Origin of the sequence: Pedobacter sp. SAFR-022, from assembly GCF_051965375.1 — a bacterium.
Lineage (GTDB): Bacteria > Bacteroidota > Bacteroidia > Sphingobacteriales > Sphingobacteriaceae > Pedobacter.
The window spans coordinates 149,664-171,040 of sequence record NZ_JBQCME010000004.1 but is presented as its reverse complement, the minus strand read 5'-3'; the positions used below and the strand labels follow the sequence as shown (position 1 = coordinate 171,040).

Genomic DNA, 21,377 nt, shown 5'->3' with positions numbered 1-21,377 from the left:
TTTTGGTGGCCAAATTTCTGATTAATAATCTGTAATGTTCCTGATGTTGATAAAAATTTAAACGGGTTAATAGCGCCTTTTTTGCTACTTTTGACGAATTATTTGGCGAGCAAATTAATATATGAAGTTTAGTTTAGAGGCACGTGATGCCTTTTCAAAAGCAAGAGCAGGGACAGTTACAACAGCACACGGCGAAATACAAACCCCAATCTTTATGCCGGTAGGTACAGCAGGTACCGTAAAAGCGGTTCATCAGCGGGAACTCAAAGATGACATCAAGGCACAGATTATTTTAGGAAACACCTATCATTTATACCTCCGTCCGGGATTGGACATTCTTGAAAAAGCAGGTGGACTGCACAAGTTTATAGGTTGGGATCGTCCGATCCTAACCGACAGTGGTGGCTATCAGGTCTATTCTTTAAGCAAAGTGCGGAAGATTAAGGAAGAAGGGGTAACCTTCAGCTCCCATATCGATGGCTCCAAACACCTGTTTACTCCGGAGAATGCAATGGATATCCAACGTACCATCGGTGCGGATATCATCATGGCGTTCGATGAATGCACCCCTTATCCATGCGATTACCGCTATGCCGCAAGGTCCATCCAGATGACACACCGCTGGCTTAAGCGCTGCTGTGAGCGCGTGGACACCACCGAGCCTAAATACGGTTATGAGCAGACCCTTTTTCCAATTGTGCAGGGCTCTGTATATAAAGATCTTCGGGTAAAATCAGCAGAGTTCATCGCCAGCATGGGCCGTGAAGGTAATGCCATTGGTGGTTTATCCGTTGGAGAACCAGCAGAAGAGATGTACGGCATGACCGAAGTGGTTTGCGACATCCTTCCTGAAGAGAAACCACGCTACCTGATGGGTGTTGGTACACCGATCAATATCCTGGAGAACATCGCCTTAGGTGTAGATATGTTTGACTGCGTGATGCCAACCAGGAATGCACGTAACGGGATGTTGTTTACCAAAAATGGAATCATCAATATTGGCAATAAGAAATGGGCAGATGACCTTTCTCCTATTGAAGCAGATAGCGATTTGTTTGCAGATCAGGTATATTCAAAAGCATATTTGAGACATTTGATGCACTCCAAGGAGATGCTCGGCGCCCAGATTGCAACACTACACAATCTTAATTTCTACTTATGGCTGGTTAAAGAAGCCAGAGAACGGATCATAAATGGAACGTTTTATGAGTGGAAAAACCAGATGGTGAAAGTATTAGGACAGAAATTATAAATGAACTTCCTGACAGGCAGACTCAAAATCTTAGACCGCCATATTATTGGCAAGTATCTGGGTACATTCATTTATACCCTCACCATCTTCGTGGTGATTATCGTGATCTTTGATCTTTCTGAGAAGCTGGACGATTTTCTAAGGAACAACCTTACCTTTTGGCAGGTTGTTTCCTTGTATTATGCAGGTTCCATTCCATTTTATGTGAACATGCTCTCACCCTTAATCAACTTCATTGCAGTGATCTTCTTTACCGCAAAGATGGCTGACCAAACCGAGATTGTACCCATTCTAAGTGGTGGCGTAAGCTTCAACAGGTTCTTACGCCCCTATTTTATTTCTGCATTTATCATTTTTGCGGTTAACCTTGCGGCAAACCTCTACATTCTACCTTACACCAACACCCTCAAAAATACCTTTGAGAACACCTATGTAAAGCAGGGAAGTCCTTCAGTAAAGGGGCAGATCCACATGAAACTGGATAAGAACACCTATATCTACATTGAGGGCTTTGACAACAAAACCAAAATCGGCACAAAGTTCATCCTGGATAATTTCGAGGGTGATGTGATGCGGAAAAAGATTGTAGCCGAGTCAATTGCCTGGGATTCTACCAAGCGTTCCTGGAAGATGTCGAACTACACCATCCGTAATATCGATGGGCTCAAGGAAACTTTCATTACCGGGGGTGACAAGAAAAAAGACACCATCCTGGATATGCGTCCCGACGACTTCTCCGCATATGACAATATCTACGAGAACCTGAGCAACCGGGAACTTTCCGAAAAAATAAGAAAGGAAAGCACACGCGGTTCAGGGATCATGAACGATCTGTTATTTGAGCAATATAAGCGCTATCTACAGCCGCTCTCCGCGTTCGTTTTAACTTTAATAGGTGTTGCCTTGTCCTCAAGGAAAGTACGCGGAGGCGTTGGCTTACCGCTTGGAATTGGAATCTTCCTGAGCTTCGGCTATATCGTTTTGAACCAATTCGCAAAAATGTTCTCCATCAAGGGTGGCATACCCCCACTTTTTGCGGTATTGCTCCCAACCATCCTTTTCGGAATTTTAGGCTATATACTGCTAAAAAAAGCACCTAAATAACATGTCTGACATCACGCCTGCTACTGAAAAAAGAAATCTCCTGATTCTGCATTCTACCGTTTTCGTTTGGGGATTTACCGGAATCCTTGGCGCATTAATTTCTATAGATGCCGTTCAGATGGTCTGGTATCGTGTGCTTATTGCGAGCATTACGCTATTCATTTACTTCAGCATTGCTAAGGTCAATCTGAAAGTTAGCAGAAAGCAGTTCCTGCAGTTTTTCTTCATCGGGAGTATCGTTGCGCTGCACTGGATTTTATTCTTCCATGCGATTAAAGTTTCGACCGTATCCGTGACCTTGGTATGCCTGTCTTCTTTTACCTTGTTTACCGCGGTATTAGAGCCACTGATAAAAAGGAAGCCAATACTGGTTGCAGACATCGTGATTGGGCTTATCATCATCCTTGGAATTTACCTCATCTTCAAATTTGAAAGTCAGTATACCCTAGGTATCATATTCGGGCTTTCCGCAGCACTAGCTTCAAGTGTATTCAATATTTTCAACTCCACACTCGTGCAGAAAACCGAACCACAGGTGATTGGTTTTTACGAGATATCAGGCGCATTTTTCTGGATCACTATCTACCGTTTTTTTGATGGAACATTGCAAACTGAGACGTTCAATCTGAGTGGAATGGATTGGATCTATCTGATGTTCCTTGGCACCATATGCACTGCCTTAGCCTATGTCGCAGGGGTATCTGTTATGCGTACCTTATCAGCATTCAGGGTGGCATTGATCACCAATCTTGAGCCTGTATATGGCATCCTATTAGCCTTCCTTTTCTTTGGCAAACAGGAGAAGATGACCCTGGGATTTTACATAGGCGCAGTGCTTATTCTGGGTGCAGTTTTCCTATATCCGATCTATAAAACACGCAAAAAATTACAGTAGGATCCAGCAGCTAAACTGCTCGAATTAGTGCAAGAACTGCATCCAAATGCTGCAACATGGGTTGGATTTTTTGTAATCAAAACACTTAGATGTCGACCTATTATCGTGCATTTATTCAGCTAGTCAAACCGACAAATAATTCCACTTACATAGCAGTTATATCCAGACCTGCGATAAAAATAGGTCCGTATAATTAAACATTATCGAACATCTACCAGCATCTTTAAGACACAATTAGGGCCAGCTTAATTCAATTTTAAAGATCAAATTATTCACCTTATGAGCTTTAAAAAAACGAAAATCTACAAAATATAAATTACCAAATCAGGTAAATGAATAGCAGTAAGATCCCTTCATTAAGTTCTAAACTAACACAACAAACAGAACAGATTACACTCAGAATACGGTCAGTTTATCACCCCTATTTAACTGAAAATAGCATCTAACAGCGCTATTCAAGACGACCTACTTATGTCATTATACGCCTGTATATAACAGGAGTGACAGGTACTATATCGCTATTGAAACACGAAAATGCGGCGTATAAATCAAAGATCAAAATGCGAGGAAAAGCACCCGACCAGGGCTAAAATATTCACTTCAAACAGCACAAAATTACCGGTATCTGAGCGTCCTAAGTCGGTTATATACCTCCGATAAACTTCAGTTTTTTCAGCGCTGAAAGATCAACAATGATTTAAATAGGGGAATGCACAGCACCCAAAAATCTTGTTTTTACGTGCCCAGAATTTGATAAAAAGTACAATCGTGATGAACAATCAGAAGAGCGCTAACCGGTGCTACCCGCATCAATTTTTTCCGACAATCAAAAATTCTGATGTTCAATTACAACTGATTAGTGTATATTACGAGCAAACTCCTTTTAGATCTTGGAATTAGATTTTTAAGGTTAAAAGACGTAAAATTACCAAGCTCGAGACGATATTTCAAGTAAATACGACCATGCATTTACAAGTAATAGCACTATGATTATCAATACGTTACCAAATATCTGAAAATCTTTACTTAATATAGATTAAGATTTTACACAAGAAAATAACTAATTTTTTTAGTATTAAAGTTATATGCCCATTTTAAAACTACATAGAATATTATTTATCAGTACTTTATACTCGATATGTTCAATCGTATCATTAGCACCAGCACAAGCACAACTTTTCAATGGAGAACAGAACCCACTTAGTGTAAAGTGGCGTCAAATAGATGCAAATGGCTTTAAGATCATCTTTCCAGCAGAGATCGAAACTGAGGCACAACGCATGGCCAACACCATCAGCTTCATTTATCCCCGGGAGGGATACAGTTTAGGCGTGTCAGGAACGCAGCTGCCCATCGTGCTCCAGAACCGTGGCGTCATCGCAAATGGATTTGTACAACTTGGTCCGAAGAAATCTGAGTTCTTCACTACCCCACCACAGGCCTTTGACAGTCAGGATTGGCTAAACAACCTGGCCGTGCATGAGCTACGTCATGCGGTGCAGTATGATAAGCTTACTGGGCGAAAGCGGCCATTCCCTGAGCTGGTATACTTTGCCTGGATGGGTGCCTCCATCCCGCTATGGTTCTTTGAAGGTGATGCCGTTACCACAGAGACTGCATTAACCAATTCCGGACGTGGCCGACAACCGGCCTGGATCATGCCCTATCGCGCCAACTTACTCAGCGGGAAAACGTACAACTACAGTAAGGCAAACTTTGGATCCTCAAAGGACGTAACACCTGGATATTATCAACTTGGTTACCTACTTAGTTCGAACATCAGAAAGCAATTTGGAACGGGTATTTTCGACAGCGTACTCACCGACATTAAACGACGTCCATTACGACTTTATCCTTTCTCTAATAGCTTGAAAAAATATACCGGAAAAGGAACACAGGAGTGGTACAAAGAAACCGTTTCATTACTTCAAAATGAGTGGAAGAAACAAGACAGTTTATCCAACTATGAAATGTACCAGGCACACACCAAAACTCCGAAGTTTTCGACCGACTATTTATTACCGGTTACCATGGAAAACGGAACCCTATTAACATTAAAAAAGAGCAAGGCAATCACCCCAGAATTCGTCATTATTGACAAGAATAAAAACGAACAAACCATACTTAAAATCGGCTATCAGGAACAGCCCTGGTTTAGCTTTGCTAAGAACATCATAGTATGGGATGAAATTCGATATAACCCACGCTTCCGGCAGGAAAGTTTCAGCGTTATTTGCCGCTACGATATTTCCACCAAAACCTACAAACAACTGACTTTTAAATCCAGGCTCTTCTCCCCTACCCTTTCTGCTGATGGCAAGAAAATTATTGCGGTTCAGGTTGATTTAAGTAATCAGTTTAACCTCGTGGAACTGGATGCAAATACCGGGGAAATTCTCGATAAACATGAGAATGATGACAACCTAATTCTACAGACACCAGCTTACAATACCGATGGTAATGCCATCACATACGTTAGTGTATCAGAAAAAGGCAAGTCCTTGTGGCTGGTGGAAAAATCAGGCAAAAAGCTGGAATTGATCAAAAAAACACGGCAACAGATCAGCAAACCGGTGTTTTACAAGGAAGGAATCGCATTTAACGCCCATTACAGCGGTTTAGATAACATTTACTACTTAGACCTCAACTCGAAGGAGATAAGGGCGCTGAGCGCCTCTAAATTCGGCGCTTTTAACCTTGCTCCGGGTAAAAATGACGAGACTTTCGTTTTCAACAACTACAATCCGCAGGGGTTCGAGGTCGCAACACAAACGTTTAATCCCAAAAAAGTGGAAGCAGACAACTTCGTTTTCTTTGGCCAGGCAGCCAAAGCACAGGAAAATATCTGGGATTTATTCGCCGAAATTCCCGACAGCAATTACCAGTCCCGTCCCTTCAGCAAGCTACAGCATGTCTTCAATTTTCACAGCATAATTCCCACGATTGAGGACAGCTATACCGGAGGACTGCAGCTGCAGTCAGACAATCTACTGAATACCGTAAGTTTATTTACCGGTTTGGATTATCACCGGGATTTGAACCGTTTCGAGTACAATGCCGGTATATCCATCAAGAGCTTTCTTCCCGTGTTTACGGTAAACTATGAAAATAGGCCAAGGCGGAGTTTCTATAACGCGAACAGGGTGATCAGACAGGGCGACTGGCGGGAGCACTACATCGGACTGAACGCAAGGATTCCAATCAGCTTCAGTGCCCTTAACGACAACTACAACATATCTGCAAACATCGGCACCAGTTATACCAAGCGTTACATGCTGGAGAACCTGCCATCCAGCTTCAACACCAGGCTCAACTTTCCGTTAAACTACGGCCTAACTTTACAGCACAGCATCAGACAGGCCGAGCGCGACGTAGCACCTAGGTGGGGACAGATTCTCCGGTTGAAATATTTTCATCAGCCATTTGATTCCAGGCTTCAGGGGGATCTGTTCTCTACCGAAGCTTTCGCCTATTTCCCGGGGATCGGAAGAAATCATAGCTTCCTGGCAAACTTCAACCATCAGCAGGCTTCAGGCGTAAGGCAATACAATACGGAGATCAACACGGTTTACGGATACAACAACATCCCGGCGAGGAGCAGACTGAAAAATACCTTCCTGTTAAACTACAGGTTCCCTATCGCCTTCCCTGACGCAGAACTTGGCCCGATTGCCTATATTCGCAACCTCCGCGGCGGAGTGTTCTCGCATTACGAGAACATTGGATTAGAAACTTCCATTTTTCAGCCTAAAACTTACGGGGTCGAGATTCATGCCGACATGAATGTGCTTCGCTATCAACCAAACATAGACCTGGGCACAAGAATTGTGTTTGTTAATCACACTTACCGGCATAATCCTATTTTTGAATTATTATTAAATTATAGCTTCTAATCCTCATGCGTGCAAAAACCTTATTCATCATTGCCTTCACGGCACTCGTTACAGTCTTCCTGGTCATCAACACCGATGCAGTGGAGTTCAATTTCATTTTCACCACAGCGGAAGTTTCGAAGCTGGTCGTGATTGGTGTCTGCACATTTATCGGATTTGTACTGGGCTATTTCGTTGCAAAGCCCAGAACTACGGTCACAACCTATGATGATCGTTTTGATTCCAATGACCCGAACAAGGATCACCTTAGCGAAGAAGATCGCAATTACATCAGCTAAAATTTACACCCAATATTACGTCCAAGCGCGTGCGTCTCACAGGAGATCCACGCGCTTTTTATTTATACCAAAATACAAGAATTAAGCACAGCTGAGACACACCTGGCGCACACCTCGTCCACACCTCACCCACGCAAAATGTGTGTCAGGTGTTTTTGAGGTCTGCTGCAACTATGCTGCATAGCTTTCTTTTTTCAGATTTTGAATGGGCACAAAATAAAGCTGTTCAGCAAAACCGAACAGCTTCTTTAACAAGGAGCGCAAATTTAACTAAGCGCCTGCTGAATATCTTTAAGGATGTCATCGATATGTTCCAGACCGATGGACAAGCGAATGGTCCCTTGCTCAATACCCACCTCCTGGCGTTGGGCCTCGGTAAGTTTGGAGTGTGTACTGGTTGCCGGATGCGTTGCGATGGATCTGGTATCGCCAAGATTCGCCGAAATAGAGAACATCTTTAGCTTGTCCATGAAGCCGGCAGCAGCCTGCACACCACCTTCAATCACGAAAGTGACAATGCCGCCACCTTGTTTCATCTGCCTTTTCGCAATTTCATACTGTGGATGGGATTCCAGAAAAGGATACATCACTTTGACAACGTTGGCTTGGCTTTCCAGGAAACTGGCAACTTTCAGTGCGTTTTCGCAATGCCTGTCCATCCGCACCGCAAGTGTTTCTAAGCTTTTAGATAACAACCAGGCGTTGAAAGGTGACATTGCAGGCCCAGAATGCCTTGCAAAGCCCTCAATCTGCTTCATCAGCTCGGCAGAACCCAGGATAATGCCGCCAAGGGTACGGCCTTGTCCGTCGATATATTTGGTTGCCGAGTGAATAGAGATATCTGCACCTAACTTTAGCGGCTGCTGCAGGTAAGGTGTAGCAAAGCAATTATCAACAACTAACAATAAGTTGTGTTTTTTAGCCAGATCAGCCAGCCATTTCAGGTCAATGATCTCGATCCCGGGATTTGAAGGCGTTTCTACAAAGATCATCTTTGTATTTGCTTTAATACCATCGATCCACTGCTGTGGCTTATCCAAATCAGCATAGGCGTAATCTATGCCCCATTTCGGAAAAATACCGGTAAGTAACTGGTGGGTAGAGCCAAATACAGCGCGGCTGGAAAGCACATGATCACCGTTTTGCAGGAAAGTTGCCATGGTGGTAAAAATTGCCGCCATACCGGTAGCGGTTACCCAGCCGGTCTCCGCACCTTCAAGTGCAGCCATCTTCTCTATGAGTTCTGAGGTATTTGGATTGGCATATCTGCTATAAACATTACCTTCTTTTTCTGCGGCAAACAGGGCGCGCATATCTTCTGCATCGTCAAATTTATAGCTGGAAGTTAGATAAAGTGGCACGGAGTGTTCTTTGTACTGGCTGCGTTCCGCTTGCAGGCGGATGGCAATGGTTTCGAAGTTTTCTTCTGACATTATATTAGGCATGAATGGTGTATGTATATTTCAAAGTTGCTGAGCGTCCAAGGATATTGGAAACAGAGCAATATTTTTCGAAAGTCAGCGCCAATGCGCGTTCGACTTTCTGCTGGTTCAATGGACCGTAAAGGTCGAAGTGTATGTTTATCTCTTCGAAAATCGGTGGCATCTCTTCATCCCGGCGGCTCGCCTTGATGTTGATCTTCAGATCAGTCAAAGGCTCTTTCTGCTTCTGCAAGACGTTTACCATATCAATACCACTACAGCCACCCAGACCGACAAGCAGCATTTCCATCGGGCGAAAACCTCTGCCTTCACCACCGATCTCCGGTTTAGCATCTATTTCTACCGTTTGGCCCGCAGGATTCACTGCTTCAAAGTTGAACTTTTGGTTTTTACGGACCAGGTTGATCTCCATCATATTATTATAGGTTATAGTACACTTTATTTTCTTGTTCAAGTTCCGGGAGCGAGATTGTTTTATCAAAGATGCCATATACCGAAGAACCGCTGCCACTCATTGCAGCATATAAGGCACCCGCCCTGTATAACGCATTCTTAACATCACGTATTGCCGGATATTGCTCGAAGACCATCCGTTCAAAATCATTTTTAATATGATTCTTCCAATGCTCCAGGGGCTGCTGCACCAATTCAATCAGGTTTGCGTCACTAGCCTGCGGAATCATCCCAGCATAGGCTTCCGCGGTGGAGACATGAATCTCCGGTTTTACCAATACCATGTTATAGGCAGACAGATCCAGGGTAAGCGGCATGAACTGATCTCCCTTCCCATAAGCATAAACCGGCTTGTTCTGGATAAAGAACGCACAGTCTGCGCCAAGCTGAGCGGCATACTGCTCCATTTCCGAAACGCTTAGGCCAAGGTTGAACTTCTGATCGATAACCTTAATCAGGTGCGCCGCATCAGAAGAGCCTCCACCGAGTCCGGCGCCAATTGGGATCTGCTTAAGCAGGGTAATTTGTTGCGCTGGAAAATTGTAATCTTTTTGTAGTAACCGGAAAGCCTTATAGCAAAGATTGTCTTCGGGATTACCCTCGATGTCGATACCTGCCACCTTGCAGCTGATGAGCTGAGCATCGGTGATCTCCACCACGTCATGAATTTTTATGGGATAAAATACCGTCTCAATGTTATGATAGCCACTCGGTAGCTTCTCTGTCACGTTTAAGCCGATATTAATTTTAGCATTTGCAAATGCAAGCATGAGCTCTGATTTTTTCTTGAATAAAGCAAACTTACAAAAAGACTATTAAAGCTGTAGCGTAATCAACTCCACGATGTCTGCCCTTCTTGAAATTAAAAGCATAGAGGGCACACATTAACGTTTTTTATGATAGTTTTGTAAGAACAGCATTTAACATTTGTACAAACCGGCTTTACTTATTTTAAAAATCAACATTTACTTAATTCCAATATATAAGATTACGATGCTCCCATCGTTCTCTCCATAACGAAATGAAACAATATTTAGATTTGATGCAACATGTGCTGGACCATGGCACACAAAAGCACGACCGTACGGGCACTGGTACAATAAGCGTGTTCGGGCACCAGATGCGATTCAACCTGGAGGAGGGCTTTCCAATCGTCACCACCAAGAAACTCCACCTTAAATCCATCGTCCATGAACTGATCTGGTTTTTAAAGGGCGACACCAATATTAAATACCTAAAGGAAAATAATGTCCGCATCTGGGACGAATGGGCTGATGCCGATGGCAACCTGGGACCAGTGTATGGTGCCCAATGGCGCTCCTGGCCCACTGCTGACGGCCGGCACATTGACCAGATTGCCCAGATAATTAAAACCATCAAAGAGAACCCTGATTCCCGCAGGATCATGGTTTCTGCCTGGAACGTTGCAGAAATCGAAAATATGAAACTTCCGCCTTGCCATGCGCTGTTCCAGTTCTACGTAGCTGATGGCAAGTTAAGCTGCCAGTTGTATCAACGCAGCGCGGATATCTTCCTTGGTGTTCCTTTTAACATTGCTTCCTATGCCCTGTTGACCATGATGGTTGCCCAGGTGTGTGATCTGAAAGCAGGTGAATTCATCCATACCCTGGGTGATGCGCATATATATAATAACCATATTGAGCAAGCCAGGCTGCAGCTCACAAGGGACCCTAAGCCGCTGCCGCAGATGAAGATCAATCCTGCAGTTAAAGACATCTTTGAATTTCGCTATGAGGATTTCAGCCTCGAGCATTACGATGCGCACCCGCACATTAAAGGAGAGGTTGCTGTATGATCGTAACTTTTGTAGTCGCTGCAGCTGCGAACAATGCTATTGGAAAAGACAATCAGCTACTATGGAAACTTCCGACAGATCTGAAGCATTTTAAGACCATCACTTCGGGGCACACGGTTATTATGGGGCGTAAAACGTACGACTCTATGGGTAAGCCGTTGCCCAATCGCCGGAACATCGTCATCACCCGAAATGAGAATTTAAAGATCAACGGTGCAGAAGTGACGCAAAGCCTGGATGAGGCGCTGGCAAAATGCAGCGATGAGGCAGAGGTTTTCGTGATTGGTGGTGCCGAGATTTACAAGGCAGCACTCGATAGAACATCCCGGATATATCTCACCCGGGTGCATCAGAACTTTGAGGGAGATGCTTATTTTCCGGATTTAGACCCGGAAAAATGGCTGGAAGTTGCGCGCGAAGATCATCAGGCAGACGAGAAAAATCCAATTGATTTTTCCTTCATTACGCTCGAAAGTAAATAGTTGAGCACCACCAAGAAAAACTTTGATAAGTGGCCTAATAATTAAAAATTTAATTAGATTTGCCGACTTGTTAAAAAAAATTTATAGCATATAGACAATAATTACAAACAACAAATGCAAGGTAAAGGTTTTATTAAATTTATGGCAATACTCTTAGGTATTGTCTGTGTGTATTCCCTCTCGTTCAATCTGGTTACGTCGAACGTAGAGAAAAATGCGAAAGCTTACGCGAAAGGCGATCCTGAGAAGGAGAAAGCTTATCTGGACTCCATGTCCGCCGTACCCGTTTATCCGATCTTCGGATTTGACTATGAATTCTGTAAATCCAAATCAATCAACCTTGGTCTGGATTTAAAAGGTGGTATGAACGTTACCATGGAGATTTCATTAGCTGAACTGGTAAAATCACTGGCTGGAAACCCTGACGATGCTAACTTCAATCAGGCTATTGCAAATGCACAAACCGAACTTAATGCTGGCGGTAAAGATTTTATCAACCTCTTCGTTAATAACTTCGAAAAGCTAAGCCCTAATGTAAAACTTGCAGATTATTTTGCAAATCAGGACAATGCACAGCAACTTAAAGCGAATGCAAGCAATGCAGAAGTAAGAAATTACTTGTCTAAAGAAGCTACAAGTGCTATCGACCGTTCATTCATCATCATCCGTAGCCGTATTGACGGTTTTGGTGTGGTGAGCCCGAACATGCAGAAACAAGAAGGTACTAACCGTATTCTGATTGAGATGCCAGGTGTTCAGGATAAAGAAAGGATCCACAAATTACTACAAGGTTCAGCAGAACTTCAGTTCTGGCAAGTATATCAGAATGAAGAAGTTTATTCTTTATTAGAAAACATCAACAAAACCTTAGCTACTACCCTTAAAGACACTACTTCTACTGCAGCAGCGAAAGATTCTACCGCTACCGCTGGAAGTAAGCTTGCTGGCTTGGGTAAAAAAGCAAATACTGCTGATTCAACCGCTCAACGTTTAGAAGCTGCAAAAAACAATCCACTATTCGCTGTATTAACCATCCCTACTTACCAGGGACCAAATGGCCCGGCGCTACGTCCAGGTCCAGTTGTAGGCTGGGTTGCACAAAAAGATACTGCTAAAGTTAACAGCTACCTTAAAAGAGCTGAAATTGCACCAGTTATTCCATCAACCTTCAAATTCATGTGGAGCGTTAAGCCGATGGAAGGCAGCAAAGTATTCGAGCTATATGCCATCAAAGATGTTGACGCGAACGATGCACCTGATTTAGGTGGTGAAGCGATCAGCGATGCCCGTGCTGACTATGACCAGAAAGGCAGACCTGAGGTAACCATGTACATGACTGGTGACGGTGCTGCTAAATGGAAAAAAATCACTGCTGAAGCATCTGCAGATCCAAACAACAAAAAATCTATTGCTATCGTATTAGATAACAACGTATACTCCGCGCCTACTGTTCAAAATGAAATTCCAAATGGTATTTCTTCAATCACCGGTAGCTTCACTGTAAACGATACACAAGATTTAGCAAACATTCTTAAAGCGGGTAAATTACCTGCTCCTGCAAGAATCGTAGGTGAATTCGTAGTTGGTCCATCATTGGGTCAGGCTGCAATCGATAATGGTCTATTATCATTCTGCCTTGCTTTCGTTGTGATCCTTGTGTTCATGGCGCTTTACTACAACAAAGCTGGTTGGGTTGCTAACCTTGCCTTGGTGATCAACTTATTCTTCATCATGGGTATCCTGGTATCCCTTGGTGCAGTATTAACACTGCCTGGTATTGCAGGTATCATCCTGGTAATCGGTCTTTCGGTTGATGCGAACATTCTGATCTTTGAACGCGTGCGTGAAGAGTTACTACATGGTAAATCGACCGCTCTGGCAATTAAAGAAGGATTTAAGCATGCAATGCCTTCAATCATTGACTCTAACGTTACCATCTTAATTTTAGGTATCATCCTTTACATCTTCGGTAGCGGTCCGGTTCAAGGTTTCGCAACTACACTTTGTATCGGTATTCTATCTTCCTTGTTCTGTGCGGTATTGATCTCCCGTTTGGTATTCGACAGCATGTTGAACAAGAGCTCAAATATCACTTTCGGTAACAAAGCAACTTTACACGCCTTCAGAGACATCGCGTTTGACTTCGTAGGTCGCAGAAAGATCTATTATGCCATCTCCGCGGTAATTATCATTGCTGGTACCATCTTCTACTTCAAAAACGGCGGTTTAAGACTGGGTATCGACTTCAAAGGTGGACGCTACTACATCGTACACTTCGATAAGCCTATGGATACCGAAACTGTGAAGGAGCAATTAACTCCAGTATTCGGAAATGAGGCACCAGAAGTTAAAACTGCAGGTAACGCAAACGAGCTTAAGATTACAACCACTTACCACATTGCAGATGTTGCAACTTCTGCAGATAAAGTTGTTGAGGATGCATTAAGAGCAGGCTTGAACAAAACGGGTACTAAATATACGATTGAAAGTAACCAGAAAGTTGGTCCTATTATCGCCAGCGACTTGGTATACAGCGCTTATGGTGCGATCCTGTTCTCATGTTTAGTAATGTTTATCTACATCATCGTACGATTCAAGAAACTTAACTATGGCTTGGGTGCAGTAATCGCATTATTCCACGACGTTTTGCTGGTATTGTCATTCTACACGATCTTAGACGGTGTACTTCCATTCTCCCTGGAGATTGGTCAGGACTTCATCGCTGCGATCTTAACGGTAATGTCATACACCATGACTGAAACGGTTGTCGTATTCGACAGGATTCGTGAGAAACTTGCTGAAACTGGTAAAGAAGATATTCATGGTGAAGAGCGTAACAATACGATCAACTTCGCATTGAACAGTACCTTAAGCCGTACCATTCTTACCTCGTTAACGGTATTCTTCGTACTCCTTGTAATCTTCATCTTCGGTGGAGAAAGCATCAGAGGATTTATCTTCGCCTTGTTGATTGGTCGTGTAATTGGTACATATTCATCTCTATGTATTTCTACGCCGATCGTTGTCGATCTAGGAAAGAACAAATAATAATACTTGCTTTGCAGCTAAAAGGTGCCCCAAAAGGGCACCTTTTTTCGTTTTGCCACATTTTGAAAACGACCGGCTTGTCTCCATCGCGGTTGACTTGTCCCGATTGATTTATATCCTGTATATTTACCTTGATGCAAGAGCCACTAAAACTGATCGAATGCCCGAGAGATGCGATGCAAGGCATCCATAATTTTATTCCGACAGCACTTAAGGCTGAATACCTGAACCTGCTGTTGCAGGTGGGTTATGACACCCTTGATTTCGGAAGTTTCGTTTCAGCAAAGGCGATCCCGCAGTTGCGTGATACTGCAGAAGTGCTTGAGGCATTGGATCTAAGTCAGACCCGAACCAAACTACTGGCCATTGTTGCCAACCTGCGAGGTGCAGAGGAGGCTGTAAAACACACCGCCATCACATACCTGGGCTTCCCATTTTCCATATCAGAAACCTTTCAGCAGCGGAATACAAACTCGAGTATTGCCCAATCACTGGACACGGTGGAACAAATGCTTGCCTTATGTAACCGGTTTGAAAAGAAAGCCGTGGTTTACCTCTCCATGGGCTTTGGAAATCCTTATGGCGACGAATGGAGCGCAGCCATTGTGCAGGACTGGGCAGCACAACTGGTCGATAAAGGCGTGGAGATCCTTGCACTCTCCGACACCACAGGCGTCTCTACGCCGGAGCAAATCGCTGAACTGCTGCCTATGCTCAACAAAAGCTTTCCTGCTGCAGAAATTGGCTTGCACCTGCACAGCAGGCCGGAAAAAAGGTTTGAAAAAATAAAAGCCGCTTTTGACAGCGGCTGTACTCGTTTTGATAGTGCAATTAAGGGCTATGGTGGCTGCCCTATGGCCGCCGATGATCTTACAGGCAATATGGCCACTGAAGACGTTCTGCAGTACCTTCAGGGGCAGCAGATCCATACCGGATTGAACATAGAGAAATTTAACGAAGCGATGGCATTTTCGGCCAGGGTTTTTAGTGCTTCACCATTTTAAAATGCTGAATGCCGGCTTCCTCAAATTGCTCGCCTTCTGCTACAAAGCCAAACTTTGCATATAGCCTCATGGCGTCCAGCTGTGCATTCAGGTAAATGTAAGATGCATCTTCCGGAAGATCAGCAAGTGCCGCAGCAACTAAGGCCTGCCCTACTTTACGGCCCCTGTAAGCCTTTAATACTGCAAAGCGCTCCAACTTGTAGCCGGCATCGGTTTTACGCCATCTGCAGGCACCTACAGGCGTTCCGTCAATGGTAGCCAGGAAGTGTGTCGACACATCCTCATTCTCCCACTCCAACTCGGGCGGGCAGTTCTGCTCATCCACAAACACAATTCTTCGGATGTTGAATACCTTTTCCAGCACATCTTCGCTGGTCACTTTATTTACTTCAATATTATTCATGTGAATCATTTTTCTAAGTACAAAAAAAGGTCATAAGCAAATACCTATGACCTTTTCTTTTGAAAGAGATGCTTACAACTTGTCGTTAGCGTCTCTACAGTTCAGATCTTCGAAAGCCTGGGTTAAGCGCTTAACGAAAGTTTCTTCGCCTTTACGCAACCAAACACGTGGATCGTAGTATTTCTTGTTTGGTTTATCTTCACCATCCGGGTTACCGATCTGGCCTTGAAGATAACCTTCATTGGCTTTATAATAATCAAGGATACCTTCCCAGAATGCCCATTGCATATCAGTATCGATATTCATCTTAATGGCACCATAGGAGATCGCTTCGCGAATTTCCTCCTGTGAAGAACCTGATCCACCGTGGAATACGAAATTGATTGGCTTTTCAGCAGTAAGGTTGAACTTCTCTTTTACGAACTCTTGAGAGTTGTGTAAAATAACCGGTTGTAACTTCACGTTACCCGGTTTGTATACGCCGTGCACATTACCGAAAGCAGCTGCAATGGTAAACTTGTCGCTGATTTTGCTTAGCTCTTCGTAGGCATATGCCACTTCCGAAGGTTGGGTATATAGTTTTGAACTATCAACGTCGCTGTTGTCTACGCCATCTTCTTCACCGCCGGTTACACCAAGCTCAATTTCGATGGTCATGCCCATTTTCGACATACGCTCAAAGTACTTCGAGCTGATCTCCATATTTTCTTCGATAGACTCTTCAGATAGGTCTAACATATGCGACGAGAACAACGGTTTACCAGTCTCTGCAAAGAATTGCTCACCATGATCCAACAAACCGTCGATCCAAGGTAACAACTTTTTTGCTGCATGGTCAGTATGTAATATTACCGCTACACCGTAGTGCTCAGCTAACAAATGAACATGTTTAGCTGCAGAAACTGCACCTAATACACATGCTTTCAGGTTGTCGTTATTTAATGTTTTACCTGCATAAAACTGTGCTCCACCGTTTGATAACTGGATCATCACTGGCGAATTAACCGCTTTAGCAGTCTCCATCACAGCGTTAATCGTATTGGTTCCTGTTACGTTAACTGCAGGTAATGCAAACTGGTGCTTTTTAGCCTGCTCAAATAACTCCTGAACAGCATCTCCATAAATTACACCTTTGTAGCCTTTTAAACTCATATTTTTAGTATTTGTACAGCCGAAGTTAGGAAAAATATGCTTTTACGCCAAAGAATGCGCCTTTATTTACCCTAAAGTTTAGCCATAAACTAAGGTTATCTGTTCTAATTTTTTTTTGTTTCTTTGTACACGCATTTTTGAACAAAAAACATGGCTTGGTTTAAAAGAGAAAAAAAAGGTATCAGTACACTAACCGAAGAAAAGAAAGAAGCGCCCGATGGTTTATGGAACAAATGTCCAAACTGCAAAAAAGCGTTACACAGTGCTGATCTCACCGAAAACAAATACGTATGTCACTACTGTGACTTCCATATAAGAGTTGGTTCCAAAGAATACTTTCAGGTACTATTTGACGACAACCAGTTTACTGAACTATTCCCTAACCTGAAATCAGGAGACCCATTACACTTTACAGATTCTAAACCTTATACCGAACGATTGGTAGACAGCATTGCCAAAACTGGCTTGAATGATGCTATTCGCGCTGCACATGGTAAAATTGAGGGTGAAGACCTGGTTGTAGCCTGTATGGACTTTACTTTTATCGGTGGGTCGATGGGTTCTGTTGTAGGTGAAAAGATTGCCAGATCGATCGATTATAGTATTGAGCACAACATACCTTTCATGATGATCTCTAAATCTGGCGGTGCCAGGATGATGGAGGCGGCGTTCTCGCTCATGCAAATGGCTAAAACTTCAGCAAAGCTGGCCCTATTGAGCCAGGCAAAGATCCCATACATTTCTTTACTTACCGACCCTACTACAGGTGGTGTAACAGCCTCTTACGCGATGCTTGGGGACATCAACATTGCGGAGCCAGGCGCGCTGATCGGCTTTGCAGGACCGCGTGTTATTAAAGAAACCATCAAGAAAGATCTTCCTAAAGGCTTCCAAACTGCAGAATTCGTGCTTGAACATGGGTTCCTCGATTTCATCGTAGATCGTAGAGCGATGAAGTCTAAAATTGCCAAATTCATCAGAATGTTAAAGAAGTAATCAAAAAACATAAAAAAGCCACATTCTAAAAGGATGTGGCTTTTTGCTTATAGAAGCATAATGTTTCTACGCTTAGAAGTTGTTTCCACCCGGCATGGTTCCCGGTTCGTGGCCTGAACCTAAAGACGGATTATCTCTATGCGGACGGTTGATCAGGTCGGTACGACCGGTTTCCGGAACTGACGAGGAATCCCCGTAGTCAGGTTTGTCTTCATTCACCGGATCAGCGGTTTCCTTGTATATCGTTTTTCTGTTTGCACGGTCTTCTCTTCCTTCCTCCTGATCCCCGTCATTCTGATCAATGTCATTTTGGTTCAGATTGTTCAGCTCGTTTTCATTTAAATTATCCTGATTCAGGTTATTGTTTTCTGGAACTATCATAGCTTAAAGGTTTTAGTAAATAGATGTCCATAAATAACAGTAAGCACGATCTTTTGTTTCTCGAAAAAAAGAAAGGGACCCTGAAGATCATTCAGGGTCCCTTTCTTTTAAAATCCGGTATCGCTTTATGCAGCGGCTACCAGAAAGACTATACGTTTATGTTCTGCTCTACGATATGTTTAAGCTTCTCTACCACATAATCCAGCTCTTCGCGGGTATTATGTTTGCTGAAAGAGAAACGTACCGATGGACGCGTAGCATTTGCGTTGATCTCATTCAATACATGAGATCCGATATTGGAACCTGAAGAACAAGCACTGCCACCTGAAGCAGAAATGCCGTTGATGTCCAGGTTAAACAAGAGCATGTCGCCCATGTCCATCTCAGGGAAAGAAACATTCAGTACCGTGTACAAGCTCTTATCAGGATCGATCTCGCCGTTAAACATTACTCCGGGAATTTCCGCCTGCAAGCGGTTAATCAGGTAGCTTTTCAGATTCTGAATATGGATGCGGTGCTCTTCCATATGCTCATGCGCAATTTCAAAAGCCTTCGCCAGTCCCACAATGCCATAAACATTTTCAGTACCCCCACGCATGTTACGCTCTTGCGCGCCACCGTAAATTAGCGGACTAATCTTGATATTGTGGTTTACATATAGAAAGCCCACGCCTTTCGGACCGTGCAACTTATGGGCTGCACAGGCTAGAAAATGCACTTTCAGCTTGCGCACATCATGTACATAATGGCCCATGGTCTGTACGGTATCGCAATGATAAATCGCGTCATACTGCTCGCATAGGTCGCCTACACGATAGATGTCGGTCAGTGTACCCAGCTCATTATTCGCATGCATCAAACTTACCAATGATCTTGGATTTTGCTGAAGCAGCTTTTCCAGATGATCATAGTCTATATTACCTTTATCGTCAATATCAACATAACTCACGCGATCAATAACACCTTTATTCAGCAAGTTATCAAGCGTATGCTCCACCGCATGATGCTCAATTTTCGAAGTAATCACATGTTTAAGTCCGAAGGTGCCTACACCGCAAACAATAGCGGTATTATCAGCTTCTGTTCCCCCAGATGTAAAAAAGATTTCAGCAGGTACTGCATTCAAAAGATTGGCAACAGATTTACGAGCTTTTTCAATGAAAGTACGTACTTCCCTGCCTTGTGCATGTATTGAAGATGGATTCCCATAGTAGCCTTCCATCACTTTCACCATTTCAGCAATGACCGCTTTATCCAGAGGTGTTGTTGCAGCATTGTCCAAATAGATTCTTTCCATGGTTAGTTTAGTTTTAGTATTTCTTTTATGTCGGAGATGATTTTGCTGGCAAGGTTCTCAGCAACGGTTTCATTCTGCGCCTCGCTATAGATCCTGATGATCGGCTCCGTATTCGAACGTCTTAGATGAACCCATTCATTATCAAACTCGATCTTCAATCCGTCGAGGGTAGAATGTGGCTGAGCTTTATATTTTTCCTGCACTTTAAGCAACAGCGCATCAATGTCCATGTCTGCTGTTAAAGTGATCTTATTTTTAGAAATATGGTAGTCCGGGTAACTGCTGCGCAACATGGAAATAGATTTACCATATTTTGCCAGGTGGGTAAGGAATAGTCCGATACCAACCAGGGCATCACGGCCGTAATGCGACGTTGGGTAAATCACCCCGCCATTGCCCTCGCCACCGATGATGGCATTGCATGCTTTCATTTTATTTACCACATTGACTTCACCAACTGCTGCCGCATGATATTCCATACCGGCTTTTTCCGTTACATCACGCAAGGCCCGTGTTGAGGATAGATTAGAAACCGTATTACCTGGCGTATGCTTCAATACATAATCTGCAACAGCAACAAGCGTGTATTCTTCGCCAAACATGGAACCATCTTCGCACACAAAGCAAAGTCTGTCGACATCCGGATCCACAACAATTCCCAAATCTGCATCCTTCTCCTGCACCAACTTAGATATCTCAGTCAGATTTTCAGGTAGCGGCTCCGGATTGTGAGGGAAGTCCCCATTTGGAGTACAGTATAAGGGATAGATGGTTTTCACGCCTAAAGCTTTTAACAAAGCAGGAACAAAAAGACCCCCCGTAGAGTTTACACAATCAATCGCAATCTTAAAATTGGCGGCTTTAATCGCTTCAACATCCACTAATGACAATGCAAGCACATGGTCCACATGCTTCTGCAAGTAAGAATCATCATGAATAACCTTCCCCAGATCATTTACACCCGCGTATTCTACGTCGCCGCTGTCGGCTAGTTCAAGAACATACTGCCCTTCAGCATCACTGATAAACTCACCCTTATGATTAAGCAGCTTCAAGGCGTTCCATTGTTTCGGGTTGTGACTCGCCGTAAGTATAATTCCACCCCCTGCTTTCTCAAGCGGTACTGCCAGCTCCACCGTTGGTGTTGTTGAAAGACCCAGGTTAATGACTTCGATGCCGAGCCCCTGTAAGGTTCCAGCTACAAGGTTGTTCACCATGTCGCCAGAAATGCGTGCATCCCTGCCAATTACGACTTTCCTGATCTGTGTGGTTTTTATTACCCAACTGCCGTATGCAGCGGTAAACTTGACAACATCCATCGGCGTCAGGCCCTGGCCTGCTTTACCACCGATTGTGCCTCGTATTCCTGAGATTGATTTGATTAAGGTCAATTTATTAAGATTAGCTTGCGCGAAAATAAGAAAAATATATCTAGGGTACTTAATTAAGCACAAAGCCTTTTTAATTATCCTATCGTTGAT

At 43.5% G+C, this 21,377-nt stretch carries 18 protein-coding genes; 10 read left to right on the top strand and 8 right to left on the bottom strand.

Translation table 11 applies throughout. The features are described from left to right. The first annotated feature begins 121 nt into the window (after positions 1–121). The 5 genes from tgt to ACTHQF_RS11330 all read left to right on the top strand — a co-directional run bounded on the left by tgt (position 122) and on the right by ACTHQF_RS11330 (position 7,422). Complete coding sequence (gene tgt / locus ACTHQF_RS11350; RefSeq protein ID WP_440430335.1) at positions 122–1,252, top strand: tRNA guanosine(34) transglycosylase Tgt; 1,131 nt, start codon at positions 122–124, stop codon at positions 1,250–1,252. Next, on the top strand, positions 1,253–2,356 hold the full coding sequence (locus tag ACTHQF_RS11345) for an LptF/LptG family permease (protein ID WP_440430334.1): 1,104 nt from the start codon (positions 1,253–1,255) through the stop codon (positions 2,354–2,356). It begins immediately after the preceding gene. A gap of 1 nt (position 2,357) precedes the next feature. After that, the gene (locus ACTHQF_RS11340) at positions 2,358–3,251 is read left to right on the top strand and encodes a DMT family transporter (protein ID WP_440430333.1); all 894 of its coding nucleotides are present in this window, start codon (positions 2,358–2,360) and stop codon (positions 3,249–3,251) included. 1,085 nt (positions 3,252–4,336) lie between these two features. Beyond that, positions 4,337–7,144: a TolB family protein gene (locus ACTHQF_RS11335; protein ID WP_440430332.1), complete on the top strand. Its 2,808-nt coding sequence runs from the start codon at positions 4,337–4,339 to the stop codon at positions 7,142–7,144. Positions 7,145–7,149: 5 nt separating this feature from the next. Further along, on the top strand, positions 7,150–7,422 hold the full coding sequence (locus tag ACTHQF_RS11330; RefSeq protein WP_440430331.1) for a lipopolysaccharide assembly protein LapA domain-containing protein: 273 nt from the start codon (positions 7,150–7,152) through the stop codon (positions 7,420–7,422). A 266-nt stretch (positions 7,423–7,688) separates the two neighbouring features. Here ACTHQF_RS11330 and ACTHQF_RS11325 read toward each other — a convergent pair whose 3' ends face one another. Genes ACTHQF_RS11325 through ispE form a run of 3 tightly spaced genes read right to left on the bottom strand, consistent with a single transcriptional unit; the run spans position 7,689 to position 10,087 of the window. After that, on the bottom strand, positions 7,689–8,855 hold the full coding sequence (locus tag ACTHQF_RS11325; RefSeq protein ID WP_440430330.1) for a trans-sulfuration enzyme family protein: 1,167 nt from the start codon (positions 8,853–8,855) through the stop codon (positions 7,689–7,691). A 4-nt stretch (positions 8,856–8,859) separates the two neighbouring features. Continuing rightward, positions 8,860–9,279 carry an OsmC family protein gene (locus ACTHQF_RS11320; protein WP_440430329.1) on the bottom strand — a complete coding sequence of 140 codons (420 nt, stop codon included), beginning with the start codon at positions 9,277–9,279 and terminating at the stop codon, positions 8,860–8,862. 4 nt (positions 9,280–9,283) lie between these two features. After that, positions 9,284–10,087 (bottom strand): 4-(cytidine 5'-diphospho)-2-C-methyl-D-erythritol kinase, encoded by an 804-nt coding sequence (gene ispE / locus ACTHQF_RS11315; RefSeq protein WP_440430328.1) that lies wholly within the window; start codon positions 10,085–10,087, stop codon positions 9,284–9,286. Positions 10,088–10,338: 251 nt separating this feature from the next. Between ispE and ACTHQF_RS11310 the strand changes: the two genes are divergently transcribed. The 4 genes from ACTHQF_RS11310 to ACTHQF_RS11295 all read left to right on the top strand — a co-directional run bounded on the left by ACTHQF_RS11310 (position 10,339) and on the right by ACTHQF_RS11295 (position 15,667). Next, positions 10,339–11,133 (top strand): thymidylate synthase, encoded by a 795-nt coding sequence (locus ACTHQF_RS11310; protein WP_440430327.1) that lies wholly within the window; start codon positions 10,339–10,341, stop codon positions 11,131–11,133. After that, positions 11,130–11,615 (top strand): dihydrofolate reductase, encoded by a 486-nt coding sequence (locus ACTHQF_RS11305; protein WP_440430326.1) that lies wholly within the window; start codon positions 11,130–11,132, stop codon positions 11,613–11,615. Before ACTHQF_RS11310 ends, ACTHQF_RS11305 begins: the two co-directional genes overlap by 4 nt. 114 nt (positions 11,616–11,729) lie before the next feature. Next, positions 11,730–14,663, top strand: a complete 2,934-nt coding sequence (gene secDF / locus ACTHQF_RS11300) for a protein translocase subunit SecDF (protein WP_440430325.1) — start codon at positions 11,730–11,732, stop codon at positions 14,661–14,663. A gap of 134 nt (positions 14,664–14,797) precedes the next feature. After that, a complete protein-coding gene (locus tag ACTHQF_RS11295) occupies positions 14,798–15,667 on the top strand; it encodes a hydroxymethylglutaryl-CoA lyase (protein WP_440430324.1) in 870 nt (289 codons plus the stop codon). On the opposite strand, the gene ACTHQF_RS11290 is transcribed toward ACTHQF_RS11295, so the two are convergent. Then, positions 15,648–16,070: a GNAT family N-acetyltransferase gene (locus ACTHQF_RS11290; RefSeq protein WP_440430323.1), complete on the bottom strand. Its 423-nt coding sequence runs from the start codon at positions 16,068–16,070 to the stop codon at positions 15,648–15,650. The two genes, ACTHQF_RS11295 and ACTHQF_RS11290, sit on opposite strands and share 20 nt — an antisense overlap. A 72-nt stretch (positions 16,071–16,142) precedes the next feature. Beyond that, positions 16,143–17,222: a class II fructose-bisphosphate aldolase gene (gene fbaA / locus ACTHQF_RS11285; protein WP_440430322.1), complete on the bottom strand. Its 1,080-nt coding sequence runs from the start codon at positions 17,220–17,222 to the stop codon at positions 16,143–16,145. 150 nt (positions 17,223–17,372) lie between these two features. Here fbaA and accD point away from each other — a divergent pair, with 150 nt between their 5' ends. Continuing rightward, the gene (gene accD, locus ACTHQF_RS11280) at positions 17,373–18,218 is read left to right on the top strand and encodes an acetyl-CoA carboxylase, carboxyltransferase subunit beta (protein ID WP_440430321.1); all 846 of its coding nucleotides are present in this window, start codon (positions 17,373–17,375) and stop codon (positions 18,216–18,218) included. Positions 18,219–18,290: 72 nt separating this feature from the next. Here the strand turns inward: accD and ACTHQF_RS11275 are convergent, their stop codons facing one another. The 3 genes from ACTHQF_RS11275 to glmM all read right to left on the bottom strand — a co-directional run bounded on the left by ACTHQF_RS11275 (position 18,291) and on the right by glmM (position 21,287). After that, positions 18,291–18,599 (bottom strand): hypothetical protein, encoded by a 309-nt coding sequence (locus ACTHQF_RS11275; RefSeq protein ID WP_440430320.1) that lies wholly within the window; start codon positions 18,597–18,599, stop codon positions 18,291–18,293. A 148-nt stretch (positions 18,600–18,747) separates the two neighbouring features. Further along, on the bottom strand, positions 18,748–19,896 hold the full coding sequence (locus ACTHQF_RS11270) for a cysteine desulfurase family protein (protein ID WP_440430319.1): 1,149 nt from the start codon (positions 19,894–19,896) through the stop codon (positions 18,748–18,750). Positions 19,897–19,898: 2 nt separating this feature from the next. Then, a complete protein-coding gene (glmM, locus tag ACTHQF_RS11265; protein ID WP_440430318.1) occupies positions 19,899–21,287 on the bottom strand; it encodes a phosphoglucosamine mutase in 1,389 nt (462 codons plus the stop codon). Positions 21,288–21,377: the final 90 nt, after the last annotated feature.

Bases quoted from the DNA above. Each gene is read 5' to 3' on its own strand.
- tgt (WP_440430335.1), top strand. From the start codon at position 122: ATGAAGTTTAGTTTAGAGGCACGTGATGCCTTTTCAAAAGCAAGAGCA.
- ACTHQF_RS11345 (WP_440430334.1), top strand. From the start codon at position 1,253: ATGAACTTCCTGACAGGCAGACTCAAAATCTTAGACCGCCATATTATT.
- ACTHQF_RS11340 (WP_440430333.1), top strand. From the start codon at position 2,358: ATGTCTGACATCACGCCTGCTACTGAAAAAAGAAATCTCCTGATTCTG.
- ACTHQF_RS11335 (WP_440430332.1), top strand. From the start codon at position 4,337: ATGCCCATTTTAAAACTACATAGAATATTATTTATCAGTACTTTATAC.
- ACTHQF_RS11330 (WP_440430331.1), top strand. From the start codon at position 7,150: ATGCGTGCAAAAACCTTATTCATCATTGCCTTCACGGCACTCGTTACA.
- ACTHQF_RS11325 (WP_440430330.1), bottom strand. From the start codon at position 8,855: ATGTCAGAAGAAAACTTCGAAACCATTGCCATCCGCCTGCAAGCGGAA.
- ACTHQF_RS11320 (WP_440430329.1), bottom strand. From the start codon at position 9,279: ATGATGGAGATCAACCTGGTCCGTAAAAACCAAAAGTTCAACTTTGAA.
- ispE (WP_440430328.1), bottom strand. From the start codon at position 10,087: ATGCTTGCATTTGCAAATGCTAAAATTAATATCGGCTTAAACGTGACA.
- ACTHQF_RS11310 (WP_440430327.1), top strand. From the start codon at position 10,339: ATGAAACAATATTTAGATTTGATGCAACATGTGCTGGACCATGGCACA.
- ACTHQF_RS11305 (WP_440430326.1), top strand. From the start codon at position 11,130: ATGATCGTAACTTTTGTAGTCGCTGCAGCTGCGAACAATGCTATTGGA.
- secDF (WP_440430325.1), top strand. From the start codon at position 11,730: ATGCAAGGTAAAGGTTTTATTAAATTTATGGCAATACTCTTAGGTATT.
- ACTHQF_RS11295 (WP_440430324.1), top strand. From the start codon at position 14,798: ATGCAAGAGCCACTAAAACTGATCGAATGCCCGAGAGATGCGATGCAA.
- ACTHQF_RS11290 (WP_440430323.1), bottom strand. From the start codon at position 16,070: ATGAATAATATTGAAGTAAATAAAGTGACCAGCGAAGATGTGCTGGAA.
- fbaA (WP_440430322.1), bottom strand. From the start codon at position 17,222: ATGAGTTTAAAAGGCTACAAAGGTGTAATTTATGGAGATGCTGTTCAG.
- accD (WP_440430321.1), top strand. From the start codon at position 17,373: ATGGCTTGGTTTAAAAGAGAAAAAAAAGGTATCAGTACACTAACCGAA.
- ACTHQF_RS11275 (WP_440430320.1), bottom strand. From the start codon at position 18,599: ATGATAGTTCCAGAAAACAATAACCTGAATCAGGATAATTTAAATGAA.
- ACTHQF_RS11270 (WP_440430319.1), bottom strand. From the start codon at position 19,896: ATGGAAAGAATCTATTTGGACAATGCTGCAACAACACCTCTGGATAAA.